Raw genomic sequence first — 17,114 nt, 5'->3', positions numbered from 1 at the left:
CTGCACTTGCCTGTCATCCCGGCGCAAGCCGGGATCCATCTCCTGCGCGACATGCAACTGGGTGACGCCCGCAGCGGCAAGCTGGCCGCCAACATCGCGGCGTTCGGCCGCGCCTTGCGGCGAGCCGGCGTGCCGGTGGACAGTTCGCGCATCGCGCTCGCCGGCCAGGCCGCATCGCTGGTCGGCGTGGGCCGCAAGGCCGACCTTGCCGCCGCGCTGGAAGCCACGCTGGTCGGCCGCGAGCAGGACCGCGCCGTCTTCGCCGAGCTGTTCGAAGCCTTCTTCCGCGACCCCGATGTGGCCGCCAAGCTGCTGGCGCAGATGCTGCCGCGCTCGCCCGGCACGGCCGAACCGCCGCGCCGGCCGCGCGTGCGCGAGGCGCTGTCGCCGCCACGTCCATCCTCCGGTGCCGGCCGGCCGCGCAAGGACCAGGACGTGGAGCTCGACGCCGCCATGACCGCCAGCGAGCAGGACCGCCTGCGGCACGCCGACTTCAACGCGCTGGGCGCGGCCGAGTACCGGCTGGTCGAGCGGCTCGCGCGCGAGATCGCGCTGGCCATCCCCGAAGTGCGCACGCGCCGCACGCGCACCGGCGGCCGCGGCCGCCGCCCGCACTGGGCACGCACGCTGAGCGAGGCCGGCCGCAGCGGCGGCGAACTGGTGCGCCTGCTGCAGCGCCGCCGCCGCACCGCGCCCCTGCCGCTGCTGGTGCTGGTGGACGTCTCGGGCTCGATGGAACGCTACGCGCGGCTGTTGCTGGCGTTCCTGCATGCCGCCACGCGCGGCTTGCGCCGCGACGTGTTCGCCTTCGGCACCCACCTGAGCGACCTGGGCCCGGCGTTCCGGCTCGCCGACACCGACCACATGCTGGCGGCCGCCGGCGCCGCCATCGACGACTACGGCGGCGGCACGCGGCTGGGCGAATCGCTGGCTGCGCTGCGGCTGCGGCACCGCCGGCGCCTGGTGGGCGGCCGCACGCTGGTGCTGCTGATCAGCGATGGCCTGGACACCGGCGAACCCGAGGCGCTGGCGCGCGAACTGGACTGGCTGCGCCTGCACAGCCGGCGGCTGCTCTGGCTCAACCCGCTGCTGCGCTTCGACGGCTACCAGCCGCTGGCGCGCGGCGCCGCGGTGCTGCACCGCAAGGCCCATGGCATGCTGGCCGTGCACAACCTCGCCCGGCTCGAGGACCTGGCCGGGGCCATCGCCGGCGTGATGAAAACCTAGAACGAGGAAGGCGACAAGCCATGGAAATGCAGGGCAGCCGCACGATCGCGGCCACGCAGCAGCAGGCCTGGGAAGGGCTGAACGACCCGGAGGTGCTCAAGGCCTGCATCCCGGGCTGCGAGAAGGTCGAGCGGGTGGCCGACGACCGCTTCAATGTCGGCCTGGCGGTGAAGGTGGGGCCGGTGTCCGCGAAGTTCGCCGGCCGCATCACGCTGTCCGACGTCCAGCCGCCCCAGCGCTACACGCTCGCCTTCGACGGGCAGGGCGGCGCCGCCGGGTTCGGCAAGGGGACGGCCAAGGTCGAGCTGTCGCCGGCCGAGGGCGGCTGCCAACTGGCCTACGCGGTGCAGGCGCAGGTCGGCGGCCGCATCGCGCAGGTCGGCCAGCGACTCATCGACGGGGTGGCGCGGTCCATGGCCGAAGACTTCTTCAAGCGCTTCGATGCGCAGATGCAGCAGCGGTACGCGCCCGCAGCCGTGGCCCCCACGGCTGCGCCGGCGCGACCCACAATCGCCCCATGGCTCTGGATCGTGATCGCTGCCGCGGTCGCCGCGGCCGCCTTCTGGCTGCTGCGCTGAGCGGGGCGGCAGCGCTGGCCGCGCCGGGCCAAGGCGTCGCGCAGGCACCTGATGCGGAACAGGGCGGCCGCAGCCTGGCCCCCCTGACGGTCCTCGTCAACCCCGGCGTCGAGCAGCCGGCGTTCGATGCGCCGGCTTCCATCACCGTGATCGACGGCGCGGTGCTGCGCGAGGGCCAGCTGCAGGTCGACCTGTCGGAGTCGCTGGCGCGCGTGCCCGGCGTGGTCGCGCTGAACCGGCAGAACCACGCGCAGGACCTGCAGATCTCGCTGCGCGGCTTCGGCGCCCGCTCCACCTTCGGCGTGCGCGGCATCCGGCTGTACGTCGACGGCATCCCCGCGACCGCGCCGGACGGGCAGGGGCAGGTGTCGCACTTCGACCTGTCGTCGGCCGGGCGGCTGGAAGTGCTGCGCGGGCCGTTCTCCGCGCTGTACGGCAATTCCTCGGGAGGCGTGATCAGCCTGTTCACCGAGGCGGGCGGCCCCGAAACCGTGGCCCACGCAGCCACGGCGTGGGGCAGCGACGGCGTGCAGCGCCACAGCACGCGGCTGTCGGGCGAGAGCGGCCGGCTGCAGTACCACCTCAGCGCCCTGCGCTTTCGCACCGACGGCTGGCGCGACCACAGTGCCGCACGGCGCACGACCCTCAACGGCAAGCTGGGCTGGCGCCTGTCCGACGCAACCCGCCTGACCGTGGTGGGCAATGGCGTGGACATGCCGCACGTGCAGGATCCGCTCGGGCTCGCGCGTGCCGCGTTCGAGGCCGATCCGCGACAGGCGGTCGCGGCCGCCACGCTGTTCGATACGCGCAAGAGCGTGCGCCAGCAGCAGCTCGGCCTGGTCGTGGACCATCGGGTCGACGCAGGCGACGACCTGAAGCTGACCCTCTACCGCGGCCGGCGCGACACGCTGCAGTTCCTGTCGATCCCGGTGGCCGTGCAGGCGCCGCCGACGCATGCCGGCGGCGTCATCGACCTGGCGCGCACCTACCAGGGCCTCGATGTGCGCTGGACGCGCAAGGTGCGCTGGAGCGGAATGCCGGCCGCGGTGACCGCCGGCCTCGCCGTGGACCAGGTCCGCGAAGACCGGCGTGGCTTCGAGAATTTCGCCGGGCCCCTGCTCGGCGGGCGCGGCGCGCTGCGCCGGGACGAGGACAACCTGGCGCGCAACTTCGACCAGTACCTGCAGGCCGAATGGGCGGCCTCGCGGCGCTGGAGCCTGTCGGCCGGGGTGCGCCATTCCACGGTTCGCATGCGCTCGCGCGACCGCTTCATCGCGCCCGGCAACCCGGACGACAGCGGCCGCGTGAGCTTCTCCGCCGTCACGCCGGCCGCCGGCGCGGTGTACCACCTGAACGAATCGGTCAACCTGTACGCGGCGGCCGGCCGCGGCTTCGAAACGCCGACGCTCGCCGAACTGTCGTACCGGCCCGGTGGCCTGCCCGGGCTGAACTTCGGCCTGCAGGAAGCGACCAGCCGGCAGTGGGAGCTGGGCGCCAAGGCCAGGCTCGGCCGGGCATGGCAACTGAACGGCGCCCTGTTCGAAGCGCGCACCCGCAACGAGATCGTGGTGGCGAGCAACACCGGCGGGCGCAGCGTGTTCCGCAATGCAGGCTCCACGCGTCGCCAGGGCCTGGAACTCGCGGCCGATGCCCGCTGGGATCCCGGGTGGTCGATCCACCTGGCGGCCACCGCGATCGATGCGAGCTACCGCAGCGGCCCCTTCGCCGGCAACCGCCTGCCGGGTGTGCCGCGCACGCAACTGTTCGGTGAGCTCGCCTGGGCGCATCGCCCCTGGGGTCTGCAGGCCGCGCTGGAGTGGCGCCGCGTGGGGCGGATTCCCGTGGACGACGCCAACGGCGATGCCGCGGCCGGGGCGGCCACGGCCAACCTGCGGGTGTCGCTGGAACAGGCCGTTGGCCGCTGGACCTTCCGGGAATTCATCCGGATCGACAATGTCGCGGACAAGGCCTACGCTGGCTCGGTGATCGTCAACGAAGGCAACGGCCGGTTCTTCGAGCCGGCGCCGGGCCGCACCTGGCTGCTCGGCGCGAGCGGGTCCTACCGGTTCTGACGCGAAGGAGGCTGCATGGAAAACCTCGACGTGATGGTGCTGCGCACGCTGCGCGACTGGCGCCGGGCAGGGCGGCGGGCGCTGCTCGCGACCGTGGTGCGCACCTGGGGCTCCTCGCCGCGGCCGGTGGGCTCCATCATGGCGCTCGGCCAGGACGGCGTGGTGGTCGGCTCGGTGTCCGGCGGCTGCATCGAGGACGACCTGATCTACCGGTTCACCCAGCCCGACGCGGTGGGTGGCGCGGCGCGGACCATCCCCAGCGGGCCTCCCTCGTTCGTGAAGTACGGCGTCACCGCGGACGAGGCGCACCGCTTCGGCCTGCCTTGCGGCGGCACGCTGGAACTGCTGCTGGAGTTCGACCCCGAGCCGGACAGCCTCGACCAGCTGGTGCGCGCGCTCGAAGCCGGCCAGCTCATGCGCCGCACCGTGCGCCTGGCCGATGGCGCCGTCGCGCTGGAGCCGGCCGACACGCCGTCGGACCTGGGCGTCGACGAGGAGCGCATGGCCAACACCTTCGGCCCCGAGTACCGGATGCTACTGATCGGCGCCGGCCAGCTCACCGAGTACCTCGCGACCATGGCCCTGTTCAGCGGCTTCGCGGTGACGGTGTGCGACCCGCGCGAGGAATACCGCAGCGGCTTCGACGTGCCGGGCGCCACGCTGGTCAAGGACATGCCCGACGACGTGGTGCAGGCCTTCCGGCCCGACCGGCGCAGCTGCGTGGTGGCGCTGACGCACGACCCCAAGCTGGACGACCTGGCCTTGCTGGAGGCGCTGGACACGGATGCGTTCTACGTCGGCGCGATCGGCAGCCGGCGCAACAACGACTCGCGGCGCGAGCGCATGATCGAGCACTTCGGCCAGACCGAGGCCTCGCTGGCGCGCCTGCGCGGGCCGATCGGCATCTACATCGGCAGCAAGACGCCGCCCGAGATCGCCGTCAGCGTGATGGCCGAGATCCTGGCCGTGAAGAACGGCGTGCCCCTGCCGCGCGACATGGACGTGGCGCAGGCCAAGAACCAGCTGGCGGTGAAGGCCAACGACCCCGGCGAACTGGTGTGCGTGCCGGGGCGCATGGCCCGATGAGCATGGCAACGGCCGCTGCAAGTTGTTGCGGCTACGGGTTTGCCAGCAGCCGACCCGGGCGCGATGCGCAGTAGCTTGCGGCTCTCCCAAACCTCCCAGGAGCCACCATGCGCAAACTCATCCTGATCCTCGGCCTGTCGCTCGCCGGAGCCGCCTGGGCCAGCAACTGCCCCAACCTCATGAAGGAGGTCGACGCCAAGCTGCAGACCAAGCCGCAGCTGTCCAAGGCGGACGCCGACAAGGTCGCCAAGCTGCGCGCCGACGGCGAGAAGTTCCACAAGGAAGGCAAGCACGCCGAATCGGAGGCGGCGCTGGGCGAGGCCAAGAAGATCCTGGGCATCTGAGGCCGGGGCGCGCAGCCCCGCGACGCAGACAGGCCGGGCGAGCGCCCGGCTTGCTTTTTTTTTGCCGTGACCGTGCCCCTGTGCGCAGTGCAGGTCGACGAGCGAAATGATCGGCGCGCCGCGCCGGGTTGCCGCGACGAGTCCGCCGGGGCGGACCCGGTACCATCGCTGCATGAACATGCGCTTCATGGAGACCTTCGTCTGGCTCGCCAAGCTGCGCAATTTCCGCCTCACGGCGGAAAAGCTCCACACCACGCAGGCGGCCGTGTCCAGCCGCATCTCGACGCTGGAGCAGGAGCTGGGCGTGCGGCTGTTCGAGCGCGGCGACCGCGAGGTCACCCTCACGCTGGAGGGCAGCAAGGCGCTGGTGTTCGCCGACCGCCTGGTGCGCACCATGCACGAGATGCTGGGCAGCCTGAAGGACCGGGCGCTCTACACCGGCGTGATCCGCATCGGCGTGATCGAGTCCATCATCCACTCCTGGTTCCCGGAGCTGATGACGCGCATCCACCGCAGCTATCCGCAGCTGGAGGTGGAGTTGTCCGGCGACACCACCATCAAGCTGATCGAGCAGTTCAGCAAGGGCCATCTCGACCTGATCCTGCACACCGACAACGTGCTCGGCGCCGACGTGCAGAACATCCCGCTGTGCGACTTCCCCCTGTGCTGGGTGGGCGCCAGTTCGCTGCGCCTGCACGGCGAGCTGTTGACGCTGGCGGACGTCGCCAGCTTCCCGGTGCTCAGTTTCTCGCGCCATTCCGGGCCGCACCGCTTCCTCGAGCGCCTCTTCGACGAGCGGGTCGGCTCGGGCGTGCGCATCAACTGCATGACCTCGGTGGCCGCCATGGTCCGCCTGGTGGTCGACGGCTTCGGGCTGGCGATGCTGCCGCCGGCGATCATCCAGCGCGAACTGGCCGACGGCGACGTGCAGTTGCTCAAGATCGACACGCAGATGCCCGACATGCCGCTGGTGTGCTCCTACCGCTGCGGCCCCGAGACGCCCCTGGTCCAGCAGATCGCCACCGAGGCGCAGCAGACCGCGCAGGACTTCGCGCGCGACCTGCCGGCCCATGTGGCGCTGCTGCCCAGCGCGGACGCCGGCGCGGACCGCTGGTCACTGCCCCCGGCCTCGGGTTAACCCTTGGTTTCGAGCTCCGTCAATTTTTTTTGATGGGAGCTCGCGGGTTTTCTTTGTTGGACGGGGCGGGCGCGGTTCCGGATACTGGCGCCCAATCGTCACTCCCCACGGATCAATCCATCATGACGCGCGACCGGGCCAGGGGCCTGCTTTGCATCTGGACCGACATCGACCCGGCCCACGAACTCGATTTCAACCGCTGGTACGACCGCGAGCACATGCAGGAACGGGTGGCGATCCCGGGTTTCCAGAGCGCGCGCCGCTTCCGCGCCATCGGCGACTGCCCGCGGCCCTACCTGGCGCTGTACTTCACCGACAGCCTGGACGTGTTCGGCTCCGAGCCCTATGCCCGGGCCTTCGGCAACCAGACCCAGTGGTCGCTGGACAACTTCAAGCGCATGCGCGGCACGCAGCGGCGCGTGGGCGAACTGAGCCTCGAGGCGGGCGAGGGCGAGGGCGGCTGCCTGGCCGCCTTCGTGGTGCCGGCCGCCGTCGTGGCCGATGCCGGTGCGCTGGCGCGGCTGGAGCAGAACCTCGCGGCGGCGACGCAGCAGGACCACGTCGTGCGCGCGGCGCTGCTGCGCACCGACGTCAAGCTGTCGACGCCGCTCACCGCCAACGCCAGCCCGGCGCCGGCCGACGCGTTCGCGATGCTGGAGGCCTCCCGGCCCGAGGCCGCGCACGCGCAGGCACAGGCACTGGCGAGTTCGGTGGGCGCCGCCGCCGGCGAGGTGTACACGTTCCAGTTGCTGTGGCGACTGGCTGCCTGATTTTCTTCCGGAGAGACGCATGAAACTGAACCGACGCTTCCTTCTTTCCACCTGGGCCGCGGTCGCGTGCCTGGGCCTTCCCGCGGCGCACGCGGCGGAGAAGTGGAACATGTCCGCCGAGCAGCCCGACGGCAACTACATCACCGCCGTGGCCAAGAGCTTCGCCGAGGACGTGGCCAAGGCCACCAAGGGCGAGCTGGAGATCAAGGTCCACTCCAACTCCGTGCTGTTCAAGCGCGCCGAACTCAAGCGCGCCGTGCAGACCGGCCAGGTGCCGGTCGGCGACGTGCTGATCTCGGTGCTGGGCAACGAGGATCCGATGTACGAGGTCGACGCCGTGCCGCTGCTGGCGCGTGACTTCGACAGCGCCTGGAAGCTGTGGCAGGCCAGCCGCCCCGCCATCGAGCAGCGCCTGGCCAAGCAGGGCATCAAGCTGCTGTACAGCGTGCCGTGGCCGCCGCAGGGCATCTACACCAAGATGCCGGTCAAGGCCATGGCCGATTTCAAGGGCCTGAAGTTCCGCGCCTACAACGCGGCCACCTCGCGCCTGGTCGAACTGATGGGCGCGTCGCCGACCACCGTGAATTCCGGTGACGTGCCGCAGGCTTTCGGCACCGGCCTGATCGAGGCGATGATCACCTCGCCGGCCACCGGCGTCGATTCGCAGGCCTGGGATTTCTCCAAGTACTACTACGACGTGCAGGCCTTCATTCCGAAGAACGTGACGATGGTCAACGCCCGTGCGTTCAACCGCCTGTCGCCGGCCGCCCAGAAGGCCGTGCTGGATGCGGCGGCGGCCGCCGAGAAGCGCGGCTGGGACGAAGCGCGCCAGCAGACCAGCGCGCTGACCCAGACCCTGGCCAAGAACGGCATGGTGGTCGGCAAGGCGCCGGCGGCGATCGAGACGGAACTCGAGAAGATCGGCGCCACCATGGCCGACGAGTGGCTCAAGAAGGCCGGCTCCGACGGCAAGGCGGTGCTCGACAAGGCGCGTCGCTGACGCCATGCGGGGGCTGCACTGGCTCTACCGCGCCTCGGGGCTGCTGTCGGCGGCCTCGCTGGTGCTGATCTGCGGCCTCATCCTCGCGCAGGTGGTGGCCCGCAACCTGGGCAGCACCCTGCGCGATGCCGAGGAATTCGCGGCCTGGGCGATGGCCGCCGCGGGATTCTTCGGCCTGCCTTATGCGCTGCACGCCGGCTCGCACATCCGCGTGCAGGTCGGCACGCGCTTTCTCGCGCCGGCGGCGCAGCATGCGATGGAGGTCGCGGCCTCCGCCGCCGGCCTGGCCATCGCAGCCTACCTCGCCTGGTACTGCACCGCCTTCGTGCTGGAGAGCTACCGATTCAACGAGGTGTCGCAGGGCCTGGTGCCGGTGCCGATGTGGTTGCCGCAGCTGCCGATGGTGTTCGGGTCGCTCCTGCTGGCCGTCGCCTTCGCCGAGCGGCTGGTGTGCGTGCTGCGCCGGCAGCGCTTCGAGTTGTCCGACGCCGCTGAATTGAGCGAATGATGGAACTGCAATGGATTGCGACCCTGCTGCTCGGGGCCCTGCTGCTGCTGCTGGCGACGGGCGTGTGGATCGGCCCGGCGCTGCTGGCCGTGGGCCTGCTGGGCATGTGGTTCGCGGATGCGCCGGCCGGCTCCATCCTGGCCACCACGGCCTGGTCGTCCAGCGCTAGCTGGACGATGACGGCGCTGCCCCTGTTCATCTGGATGGGCGAGATCCTGTTCCGCACGCGGCTGTCGGACGACATGTTCGCGGGCCTCGCGCCCTGGGTGGAGCGGCTGCCCGGGCGCCTGCTGCACGCCAACGTGCTGGGCTGCGGCATCTTCGCGGCGGTGAGCGGCTCGTCGGCGGCGACGGCGGCCACCATCGGCCGCATCTCGCTGCCCGAGCTGAAGTCGCGCGGCTATCCCGAGAGCATCTCGATCGGCTCGCTGGCCGGCTCCGGTACGCTGGGCCTGCTGATCCCGCCCTCGATCATCATGATCGTCTACGGCGTGGCCGCCCAGGTCTCGGTGGCGCGCCTGTTCATCGCCGGCGTGCTGCCGGGGCTGCTGCTGATGGCCCTGTTCTCCGGCTACGTGATGCTGTGGTCGCTGGTGAACCGCGGCGCAGTGCCGCGCGCCACGCTGAAGATGCCGCTCGCCCAGAAGCTGCGCGCCACCTGGCGGCTGACGCCCGTGGTGCTGCTGATCCTGGGCGTGATCGGCTCCATCTACGGCGGCTATGCCACGGCCACCGAGGCGGCCGCGATCGGCGTGGTGGGCGCGCTGCTGATCGCCGCCCTGTCCGGGTCGCTGACCCGCGCCACGCTGCTGGAGAGCCTGCTGGGCGGCGTGCGCACCTCGACGATGATCTTCCTGATCCTGCTGGGCGCGGCCTTCCTGACCTCGGCGATGAGCTTCACCGGCCTGCCGGCCGAGCTGGCGAAGTGGATTGCCGCCGAGAAGCTGCCGGCCTGGGCGCTCATCGTGGCGCTGACGGTGTTCTTCATCGTGCTGGGCTGCTTCCTGGACGGTATCTCGATCGTGCTGCTGACCACCTCGGTGATCCTGCCGGCCGTGCAGGCCGCCGGCATCGACCTGCTGTGGTTCGGCATCTTCATCGTGCTGGTGGTGGAGATGGCGCAGATCACGCCGCCGGTCGGCTTCAACCTGTTCGTCGTGCAGAGCCTGACCGGCCGCGACATCTTCACCGTGGCCAAGGCGAGCCTGCCCTTCTTCCTGCTGATGGTGGTGGCCACCGCGCTGGTCACCTTCTTCCCCGACATCGTGCTGAGCCTGCCGCGCGCCATGACGGCGCGCTGAACCCGAGCGAGACCTCCCATGGCCCTGGCCCCCCATTCGCTGGCCCGCTGGCAGGCCGAACTGGCTGCCGGCCGCACCACCAGCCGCGCGCTGGCCGAGCACGCGCTGGCAGCCGCCACGTCGGGCGGCGAGGCACGCGCCACCTTCGTTGCCGTGCATGCCGAAGCGGCGCGCGCGAGTGCCGATGCCGCCGACCGCCTGCGCGCCGGCGGCGTGCCGCTGCCGCCGCTGGCGGGCATCCCGATCTCCATCAAGGACCTGTTCGACGAGGCCGGGCAGGTGACGCGCTGCGGCTCGCGGGTGCTGGAGGAAGCCGCGCCCGCCGCGAGCGACAGCATCGCGGTGCAGCGCCTGCGCGCCGCCGGCGCCGTGATCGTGGGCCGCACCAACATGACCGAATTCGCCTACTCGGGACTCGGGCTGAACCCGCATTACGGCACCCCTCGCAATCCGTGGGACCGGGCCACCGGCCGCATCCCCGGCGGCTCCTCCTCGGGCGCCGCGGTGTCGGTCACCGACGGCATGGCCGCTGCCGCGATCGGCAGCGACACCGGCGGCTCGGTGCGCATCCCTTCCGCCTTCTGCGGGCTCACGGGCTTCAAGCCGACCGCCCGCCGCGTCTCCCTGGACGGCGTGGCGCCGTTGTCGGCCTCGCTCGATTCGGTGGGGCCGCTGGCGCGCACGGTCGCCTGCTGCGCGCTGCTGGATGCGGTGCTGGCCGGCGAGCCGGTGCGCCCGCTGCGGCCGCTACCGCTGGCGGGCGCACGGCTGGCCCTGCCGGCGACCCTGGTGACGGACGGGATGGACGCCACGGTCGCGGCGGCCTTCGACGCCGCCTGCCGCACGCTGGCCGCCGCCGGCGCCTCCATCGTGGAGCTCCCCATCCCCGAGTTCGCCGAGCTCGCGCACATCAACCGCCTGGGCGGCTTCACCGCCGCCGAATCCTGGGCCTGGCACGCCCGGCTGGTCGAGGAGCAGGGGGAGGGCTACGACCCGCGCGTCGTCTCGCGCATCCGCCGCGGCGCCAGCATGACCGCAGCCGCCTACATCGAACTGCTGGCCGAGCGCAAGCGCTGGATCGCAGGCGTCCAGGCACGCCTGGCGGACGCGCAGGTGCAGGCCATGGTGATGCCGACGGTGCCGGTGGTCGCGCCGCCCATCGCACCGCTCGAGAAGGACGATGCGCTGTACGGCAGCACCAACCTGCTGGTGCTGCGCAACCCCACCTTCATCAACTTCCTCGATGGCTGCGCGCTGAGCCTGCCCTGCCACCGTGCGGGCGATGCCCCGGTAGGGCTGATGCTGGCCGCCCCCTGCGGCCACGATGCCCGCCTGCTCGCGCTGGGTGCGGCGGCCGAGGCGGCGCTTGGCACGTCAAAGGGCGCTCCGAATGGCAGGTAAGGTCGCCGTCATCCTGGGGGGCACCGGCATGGTCGGTGCCAACATGGCCCAGCTGCTCGAACGCGAGGGCGACTGGGACGTCACCATCGTCTCGCGCCGGCCGCCGGACTTCGCTACCCGGGCGCACCACCTGGCCTGCGACATGAGCGATCCGGCCGACTGCGCGCGCTCGCTCGGCGGGCTGACCCGCACCACCCACATCTTCTGGACCGGCCACGCCACCGGCACCCGCTGGGTGGACAAGGCGGCGCGCGACACCGACCTGTTCCGCAACGCGATGACCGCCATCGGGGCGGCCACGCCCGGGCTGCAGCACGTCTGCCTGCTGCAGGGCTCGAAGTACTACGGCCGCCACCTCGGACCCTTCAAGACACCGGCGAAGGAAAGCGACGCGCGCCACTTCCCGCCCAACTTCTACTACACGCAGGAGGACTTCCTGAAGCAACTGGCCCAGGGCAAGCGCTGGAGCTGGTCGCTGATGCGGCCGCACATCGTCTGCGGCTATGCGCGCTCCGACATCAACGTGCCCAAGCCGCTGGCCGTCTACGCCACGCTGTGCCGCAAGCTCGGCCTGCCGCTGCGCTTCCCCGGCCCCGAGGCCGCGTTCCGTGCCGTGCACTGCGCGAGCGACGTCGAACTGCTGAACAAGGGCATGCTGTGGGCGGCGACCACCCCGGCCTGCGCGAACCAGGCCTTCAACATGGTCAACGGCGACCACTTCCGCTGGCAGTACCTGTGGCCGCGCCTGGCCGACTACTTCGGCCTGGAAGACGGCGGGGTGCAGCAGATCGACCTGGAAGCCATGATGGCCGACAAGGAGGAGCTGTGGAACGAGATCGTGCGCGAGCATGGCCTGCTGCCGATCCCGTTCGCCGAGGCGGCCAACTGGTCGTTCGCGAACTACGCCTTCGCGCCGACCTGGGACATCATGCTGGACAACACCAAGGCGCGGAAGTTCGGCTTCCAGGAGTTCGTCGATTCGGAGGAGATGTTCATCCGCATCTTCGACAGCTTCCGGCGCCAGCGCTTCATTCCCTGAGGCGGCGCGACTCGCCGGCGGGCGGGCTGCTCTTGAAGGGCTTGCCGCCCACCGTCAGGCCGGCTTCGGACAGGTTGGAGGCGCGCGCCGGGCCCACCCCCTTGACGCGGGAGATGAAGTCGTCCCAGTCGCTGAAGGCGCCCTTCCGGCGCTCCTGCAGGATCGTGCGGCTGGTGCCCGGGCCTATGCCCTTGACGCTGTCGAGTTCGGCCTCGGTGGCCTTGTTGACGTCCACCGCCGCCAGGGCGAGCGTGGCGGACAGCAGGGCGGCGGCGGCCAGGATCTTCCTGAACATGGGATCTCCTCCGGATTGTTGGAGCCCCCTCAACGATCGCGTGGGCCGGCCGTTGACGCGGCTCTCAGCCCTGCTGGGGAGACAGCGCCGCCATGTACTGCGCCACCCCGGACTGCACGTCGGCGAACGCGTGCTCGCAGCCGGCCTCGCGCAGCGCCGCCAGGTCGGCCTGCGTGTAGCTCTGGTACTTGCCGCGCAGCGCGTCCGGGAAGGGGACGTATTCCAGCAGGCCCAGGTCCACCGCGGTGGGCGCATCCTGCGCGCCGCCGGGGTGGAGCGCGTTGACCACGGCCAGCGCCACGTCGTTGAACGGCTGCGCCCGTCCGGTGCCCAGGTTGAAGATGCCGGATTTCTCCGGGTGGTCGAAGAACCACAGCTTGACGGCCACCACGTCGTCGACGAAGACGAAGTCGCGCCGCTGCTCGCCCGCCGCGTAGCCGCCGTACTCGCCGAACAGGCGCACCTTGCCCTGCTCCCTGAACTGGTTGAACTGGTGGAAGGCCACGCTGGCCATGCGGCCCTTGTGCTGCTCGCGCGGGCCGTACACGTTGAAGTAGCGGAACCCCGCGACCTGGCGGCGGGTGCGCCGGAAATCGGCGCCGCACTCGCGCCGCATGCGCTGGTCGAACAGCAGCTTGGAGTAGCCGTACACGTTGAGGGGCAGCTCGAACTCGGGTGTCTCGCGGAAGGTGGCCGAGCCGCCGTAGACGGCCGCGGAGGACGCGTACAGCAGGCGCGTGCCGCGCTGGCGGCACGATTCGAACAGCGAGCAGGACAAGCCGTAGTTGTTGTCCATCATGTACTTGCCGTCCTGCTCCATGGTGTCGCTGCAGGCACCCTCGTGGAAGACCGCCTCGACCTTGCCGAACGCGCCGTCGGCGAAGGCTTCGTAGAACTCGTCGACGTCGAGGTAGTCGTCGATCCGCAGGTCGGCCAGGTTGCGGAACTTGTCGCCCTGCGTCAGGTCGTCGACCGCGATGATGTTGTCGATGCCGCGGGCGTTCAGGCCCTTGACGAGGTTGCTGCCGATGAACCCGGCGGCGCCGGTGACGACGATGCGCATGCTGACTCCGGTGCAGTGGGGCGCGCTCAGGCGCCGAACAGTTCTTCGTACGAGGCGGTCGCCGTCCCGAACTTGCCGACCACGATGCCGGCCGCCCGGTTGGCCAGGGGCATGGCCTGGCGCAGCGGCAACCCGGCCGCCACCAGCGTCGCCAGGGTGGCGATCACGGTGTCGCCGGCGCCGGTGACGTCGAACACTTCGCGCGCCTGCGCGGGCGCGTGCACCTCGCCGGCGGCATCGAACAGGGTCATGCCGTCCTCGCCGAGCGTGACCAGCAGGGCGTCCAGGCGCAAGGCCTCGCGCAGGCGCTGCGCCTTTTCGCGCAGCTGCGCATCGTCGTGCCAGCCGCCCACCACCTGCTGCAGCTCGGCGCGGTTGGGCGTGATCACGGTGGCGCCCGCGTAGCGCGCGTAGTCGGCGCCCTTGGGGTCCACCAGCACCGGCTTGCCCAGCTGCCGGCCGCGTTCGATCATGTGCGGGATGTGCGCCAGGCCGCCCTTGCCGTAGTCGGAGAACAGGATGGCCTCGTGCGCCGGGGCGAGCGCCGCGAAGGTCTCCGTCTGCAGGGCCAGCGCCTCGTGGTCGGGCTCGTTCTCGAAGTCCATGCGCAGCAGCTGCTGCTGGCGGCCGATGACACGCAGCTTGACGGTGGTCTTGAGCCCGGCGTCGAGCTTCAGGTGGGCCTCGATGCCGGTGGACTGCAGCAGGGCCTGCAGGCGCCGCCCGGGCTCGTCGTCGCCCACCACGCCCAGGAAGCTGGCCCTGGCGCCCAGCGTGGCCACGTTGTAGGCCACGTTCCCGGCCGCGCCGATGCGCTCTTCCTCGCGGCTGACCTTCACCACGGGCACCGGCGCCTCGGGCGAGATGCGGTCGACCGCGCCGTGCCAGTAGCGGTCGAGCATGGGGTCGCCCACGACGAGGACGCGGGCTTGGGCGAGTTGTTCTTTGGTCGGATGCATGTCAGAGCTCTTCCACCCTGCGGGGCGGGTAGCTGTCCCAGGCCTGGCAGCCCGGGCATTGCCAGAAATGCTGCTTGGCTTCGAAGCCGCAGGCGGCGCAGCGGTAGCGGGTGAGCGGCCTGGCCGCGTGCTCCAGCGCGCGCTGCACCCGGCCATGGTAGTCCGGATGCTCCAGTCCTTCGTCGGCCAGCCACTTGGCCGCGGCCACCAGCGAGGGCTCGCGCTCCAGGTGGCGGGCGTACCACTCCCGCGCATGCCCGTCGGGTTGCAGCGAAACGATGGCATCCAGCACGTCGAGCGAGTGCGACAGCTCGTAGCTGCGCTTGAGCAGGGCCAGCGCCTCGGCTTCCATGCCGCAGGCCGCCGCGTACTGGGCCAGCGGCCGGGCCAGCAGGGGGATGCTGGCGGGTGAGGATTCGCCCAGCCGGGCCAGCGTGCCGAAGGCGCCGGCGGCGTCGCCCGCCTTTCGCTGCAGGGCCGCCAGCTCGATGGCCGGGCGGGGGGCGGCGGGCGCCGCCTGGCGCGCCTGCTGCAGCAGGGCCTCGGCCTGCTCGCCGTCGGCCAGCGCCGCCTGTTCGCACAGGTAGTGGGCGCGCCGGCTGTCGAAGGTGCCCTGGCCGGAAGCCTCCAGCCGGCGCGCGATCTCGGCCGCCCGGGCCCAGTCGCGCGAACGCTCGTAGATGGCCAGCAGGGCGAGCAGCGCCTGCTCCCCGAAGGCCGTGCCCTCCAGCTTGCGCAGCGCCTCCTCGGCGCGGTCGAGGAGGCCGGCCTTGAGGAAGTCCAGCGCCAGTGCGTGCTGGGCGCGCTGGCGTTCGGCGCGGCTGAGGTCGCCGCGCGAGAGCAGGTGCTCGTGCACGCGCACGGCGCGCTCGTACTCGCCGCGGCGGCGGAACAGGTTGCCCAGGGCAAAGTGCAGTTCGGAGGTGTCGGGGTCGTTGCGCACCGCCTCGATGAAGGCGTCGATGGCCTGGTCCTGCTGCTCGTTGAGCAGGAAGTTGAGGCCGCGGAAGTAGGCCTTGGGGGCCTGCCGGTTCTCGATGCGCAGCTGGCGCAGGTCCAGGCGGGAGGCGATCCAGCCGAGCACGAATGCGATCGGCAAGCCCCACAGCACCCAGGCCAGGTCAAAGTCCATGCGTGTCCCCGATCGACGTCGGCGGCGTGTCGGTCCGGCGTGCCGCGGACCGCCGGCGCCACCAGCGCGGCGCCATGCCCACGGCTCCCACCACCAGCCCGCAGGCAAAGGCCGCCAGTACCACCAGCACCAGCGGTCCGCTCCAGGCCGTGCCGAAGAAGAAGTGCACGGTGGTCGCGTGCTGGTTGTTCAGCGCGAAGGCGAAGAGGGTGAAAAAAATGGCTGCCTTGAGCAGCCATGTCAGGTACTTCATCCGGCTCCTTGGGGTCGCCGAATTCTAGGGGAGGGCCCGCGGGCCCGTGGCGCTAGTCCGATTCCATCTGGCGCGTGCGCTCGTCCACCGCCTCGCGCAGGGCCTTGCCCGGCTTGAAGTGGGGCACCCGCTTTTCCGGTATCTGCACGCTCTCGCCCGAGCGCGGGTTGCGCCCCAGGCGCGGGGGCCGCCGGTTGATCGAGAAGCTGCCGAAGCCGCGGATCTCGATGCGGTGGCCGCGCACCAGGGCCTCGCCCATCGCATCGAGGATGGCCTTGACGGCGTACTCGGCGTCGCGGTGGGTGAGCTGGCCGAAGCGGGCGGCCAGTTCTTCGACGAGGTCTGATCTTGTCATGAGGAGCCAGGGGCTGGGGGCTAGGGGCTAGGGTGGGGAGCGGGGTGACTTCCCCTAGCCCCTGGCCCTAGAGCCCAGCCCCTCCGCGCAGGCGCGCGAAGCGCGCCTTAGCGGTCCAGCTTCGCCTTCAGCAGCGCGCCCAGGTTGGTCGTGCCCGCGGTCTCGCGCATCGACTGCTGGTTCAGGCTGGCCATGGCACCCTGCTCGTCGGCCATGTCCTTGGCCTTGACCGACAGCTGGATGTTGCGCGTCTTGCGGTCGATGTTGACCACCACGGCGCTGACCTCGTCGCCTTCCTTGAGCACGTTGCGCGCGTCTTCCACGCGGTCGCGGCTGATCTCGGAGGCACGCAGGTAGCCGGTGATCTCGTTGCCCAGGTCGATCTCGGCGCCCTTGGCATCGACGGTCCTGACCTTGCCCGAGACCACCGAACCCTTGTCGTGCACCGACACGAAGGTGGTGAACGGGTCGGCGTCCAGCTGCTTGATGCCCAGGCTGATGCGCTCGCGGTCGACGTCGACGGCCAGCACGATGGCGTCGACTTCCTGGCCCTTCTTGTAGTTGCGCACGGCCTGCTCGCCCGGCTCGTTCCA

The 17,114-nt window shown here is 71.0% G+C and carries 19 protein-coding genes; 12 read left to right on the top strand and 7 right to left on the bottom strand.

The features are described 5' to 3' along the window. Positions 1-51: 51 nt before the first annotated feature. The 12 genes from V6M57_RS08035 (at position 52) to V6M57_RS07980 (ending at position 12,464) form a co-directional block, all read left to right on the top strand. Positions 52-1,227, top strand: coding sequence for a vWA domain-containing protein (locus V6M57_RS08035; protein WP_332814464.1), 1,176 nt, complete (start codon positions 52-54; stop codon positions 1,225-1,227). Positions 1,228-1,247: 20 nt separating this feature from the next. Next, positions 1,248-1,805 (top strand): CoxG family protein, encoded by a 558-nt coding sequence (locus tag V6M57_RS08030; protein WP_332814463.1) that lies wholly within the window; start codon positions 1,248-1,250, stop codon positions 1,803-1,805. Continuing rightward, positions 1,745-3,877 carry a TonB-dependent receptor family protein gene (locus tag V6M57_RS08025; RefSeq protein WP_332814462.1) on the top strand — a complete coding sequence of 711 codons (2,133 nt, stop codon included), beginning with the start codon at positions 1,745-1,747 and terminating at the stop codon, positions 3,875-3,877. Before V6M57_RS08030 ends, V6M57_RS08025 begins: the two co-directional genes overlap by 61 nt. A gap of 15 nt (positions 3,878-3,892) precedes the next feature. Continuing rightward, entirely contained in the window at positions 3,893-4,963 is a 1,071-nt protein-coding gene (locus tag V6M57_RS08020; protein ID WP_332814461.1) for an XdhC family protein, read from the top strand. A gap of 107 nt (positions 4,964-5,070) precedes the next feature. Further along, positions 5,071-5,307 carry a hypothetical protein gene (locus tag V6M57_RS08015; protein ID WP_332814460.1) on the top strand — a complete coding sequence of 79 codons (237 nt, stop codon included), beginning with the start codon at positions 5,071-5,073 and terminating at the stop codon, positions 5,305-5,307. A 172-nt stretch (positions 5,308-5,479) separates the two neighbouring features. After that, positions 5,480-6,445, top strand: coding sequence for a LysR family transcriptional regulator (locus V6M57_RS08010; protein WP_332814459.1), 966 nt, complete (start codon positions 5,480-5,482; stop codon positions 6,443-6,445). A gap of 122 nt (positions 6,446-6,567) precedes the next feature. Beyond that, the gene (locus tag V6M57_RS08005; RefSeq protein ID WP_332814458.1) at positions 6,568-7,215 is read left to right on the top strand and encodes a hypothetical protein; all 648 of its coding nucleotides are present in this window, start codon (positions 6,568-6,570) and stop codon (positions 7,213-7,215) included. Between the two features lie 19 nt (positions 7,216-7,234). Next, positions 7,235-8,215, top strand: a complete 981-nt coding sequence (locus V6M57_RS08000; RefSeq protein WP_332814457.1) for a TRAP transporter substrate-binding protein — start codon at positions 7,235-7,237, stop codon at positions 8,213-8,215. Positions 8,216-8,219: 4 nt separating this feature from the next. Then, entirely contained in the window at positions 8,220-8,723 is a 504-nt protein-coding gene (locus V6M57_RS07995; RefSeq protein ID WP_332814456.1) for a TRAP transporter small permease, read from the top strand. Continuing rightward, on the top strand, positions 8,723-10,024 hold the full coding sequence (locus tag V6M57_RS07990) for a TRAP transporter large permease (RefSeq protein WP_442968798.1): 1,302 nt from the start codon (positions 8,723-8,725) through the stop codon (positions 10,022-10,024). The genes V6M57_RS07995 and V6M57_RS07990 overlap by 1 nt, the downstream gene beginning before the upstream one ends. 18 nt (positions 10,025-10,042) lie before the next feature. Then, positions 10,043-11,425 (top strand): amidase, encoded by a 1,383-nt coding sequence (locus V6M57_RS07985; protein ID WP_332814454.1) that lies wholly within the window; start codon positions 10,043-10,045, stop codon positions 11,423-11,425. Then, positions 11,415-12,464, top strand: coding sequence for an SDR family oxidoreductase (locus V6M57_RS07980; RefSeq protein WP_332814453.1), 1,050 nt, complete (start codon positions 11,415-11,417; stop codon positions 12,462-12,464). The genes V6M57_RS07985 and V6M57_RS07980 overlap by 11 nt, the downstream gene beginning before the upstream one ends. Here the strand turns inward: V6M57_RS07980 and V6M57_RS07975 are convergent. The 7 genes from V6M57_RS07975 to V6M57_RS07945 all read right to left on the bottom strand — a co-directional run. Beyond that, positions 12,454-12,759, bottom strand: coding sequence for a ComEA family DNA-binding protein (locus V6M57_RS07975; protein ID WP_332814452.1), 306 nt, complete (start codon positions 12,757-12,759; stop codon positions 12,454-12,456). The genes V6M57_RS07980 and V6M57_RS07975 overlap by 11 nt on opposite strands. Positions 12,760-12,823: 64 nt before the next feature. Continuing rightward, on the bottom strand, positions 12,824-13,822 hold the full coding sequence (rfaD, locus tag V6M57_RS07970) for an ADP-glyceromanno-heptose 6-epimerase (RefSeq protein WP_332814451.1): 999 nt from the start codon (positions 13,820-13,822) through the stop codon (positions 12,824-12,826). 26 nt (positions 13,823-13,848) lie between these two features. Further along, positions 13,849-14,781 carry a D-glycero-beta-D-manno-heptose-7-phosphate kinase gene (gene rfaE1, locus V6M57_RS07965; RefSeq protein ID WP_332814450.1) on the bottom strand — a complete coding sequence of 311 codons (933 nt, stop codon included), beginning with the start codon at positions 14,779-14,781 and terminating at the stop codon, positions 13,849-13,851. A 1-nt stretch (position 14,782) separates the two neighbouring features. Next, the gene (gene lapB / locus V6M57_RS07960; RefSeq protein ID WP_332814449.1) at positions 14,783-15,913 is read right to left on the bottom strand and encodes a lipopolysaccharide assembly protein LapB; all 1,131 of its coding nucleotides are present in this window, start codon (positions 15,911-15,913) and stop codon (positions 14,783-14,785) included. Then, positions 15,903-16,166 (bottom strand): LapA family protein, encoded by a 264-nt coding sequence (locus V6M57_RS07955; RefSeq protein WP_332814448.1) that lies wholly within the window; start codon positions 16,164-16,166, stop codon positions 15,903-15,905. Before V6M57_RS07955 ends, lapB begins: the two co-directional genes overlap by 11 nt. 52 nt (positions 16,167-16,218) lie before the next feature. Continuing rightward, complete coding sequence (locus tag V6M57_RS07950) at positions 16,219-16,521, bottom strand: integration host factor subunit beta (protein WP_332814447.1); 303 nt, start codon at positions 16,519-16,521, stop codon at positions 16,219-16,221. Positions 16,522-16,628: 107 nt separating this feature from the next. Next, the coding region (locus V6M57_RS07945; protein WP_332814446.1) for a S1 RNA-binding domain-containing protein at positions 16,629-17,114 on the bottom strand (486 nt) is incomplete at its 5' end.

The organism is Ramlibacter sp. (assembly GCF_036676645.1).
Classification (GTDB): Bacteria; Pseudomonadota; Gammaproteobacteria; order Burkholderiales; family Burkholderiaceae_C; genus Ramlibacter.
The sequence above is the reverse complement of the archived record's forward strand: the minus strand, read 5'-3'. Positions and strand labels throughout refer to the sequence as shown.

Bases quoted from the DNA above. Each gene is read 5' to 3' on its own strand.
- V6M57_RS08035 (WP_332814464.1), top strand. From the start codon at position 52: ATGCAACTGGGTGACGCCCGCAGCGGCAAGCTGGCCGCCAACATCGCG.
- V6M57_RS08030 (WP_332814463.1), top strand. From the start codon at position 1,248: ATGGAAATGCAGGGCAGCCGCACGATCGCGGCCACGCAGCAGCAGGCC.
- V6M57_RS08025 (WP_332814462.1), top strand. From the start codon at position 1,745: ATGGCTCTGGATCGTGATCGCTGCCGCGGTCGCCGCGGCCGCCTTCTG.
- V6M57_RS08020 (WP_332814461.1), top strand. From the start codon at position 3,893: ATGGAAAACCTCGACGTGATGGTGCTGCGCACGCTGCGCGACTGGCGC.
- V6M57_RS08015 (WP_332814460.1), top strand. From the start codon at position 5,071: ATGCGCAAACTCATCCTGATCCTCGGCCTGTCGCTCGCCGGAGCCGCC.
- V6M57_RS08010 (WP_332814459.1), top strand. From the start codon at position 5,480: ATGAACATGCGCTTCATGGAGACCTTCGTCTGGCTCGCCAAGCTGCGC.
- V6M57_RS08005 (WP_332814458.1), top strand. From the start codon at position 6,568: ATGACGCGCGACCGGGCCAGGGGCCTGCTTTGCATCTGGACCGACATC.
- V6M57_RS08000 (WP_332814457.1), top strand. From the start codon at position 7,235: ATGAAACTGAACCGACGCTTCCTTCTTTCCACCTGGGCCGCGGTCGCG.
- V6M57_RS07995 (WP_332814456.1), top strand. From the start codon at position 8,220: ATGCGGGGGCTGCACTGGCTCTACCGCGCCTCGGGGCTGCTGTCGGCG.
- V6M57_RS07990 (WP_442968798.1), top strand. From the start codon at position 8,723: ATGGAACTGCAATGGATTGCGACCCTGCTGCTCGGGGCCCTGCTGCTG.
- V6M57_RS07985 (WP_332814454.1), top strand. From the start codon at position 10,043: ATGGCCCTGGCCCCCCATTCGCTGGCCCGCTGGCAGGCCGAACTGGCT.
- V6M57_RS07980 (WP_332814453.1), top strand. From the start codon at position 11,415: ATGGCAGGTAAGGTCGCCGTCATCCTGGGGGGCACCGGCATGGTCGGT.
- V6M57_RS07975 (WP_332814452.1), bottom strand. From the start codon at position 12,759: ATGTTCAGGAAGATCCTGGCCGCCGCCGCCCTGCTGTCCGCCACGCTC.
- rfaD (WP_332814451.1), bottom strand. From the start codon at position 13,822: ATGCGCATCGTCGTCACCGGCGCCGCCGGGTTCATCGGCAGCAACCTC.
- rfaE1 (WP_332814450.1), bottom strand. From the start codon at position 14,781: ATGCATCCGACCAAAGAACAACTCGCCCAAGCCCGCGTCCTCGTCGTG.
- lapB (WP_332814449.1), bottom strand. From the start codon at position 15,913: ATGGACTTTGACCTGGCCTGGGTGCTGTGGGGCTTGCCGATCGCATTC.
- V6M57_RS07955 (WP_332814448.1), bottom strand. From the start codon at position 16,166: ATGAAGTACCTGACATGGCTGCTCAAGGCAGCCATTTTTTTCACCCTC.
- V6M57_RS07950 (WP_332814447.1), bottom strand. From the start codon at position 16,521: ATGACAAGATCAGACCTCGTCGAAGAACTGGCCGCCCGCTTCGGCCAG.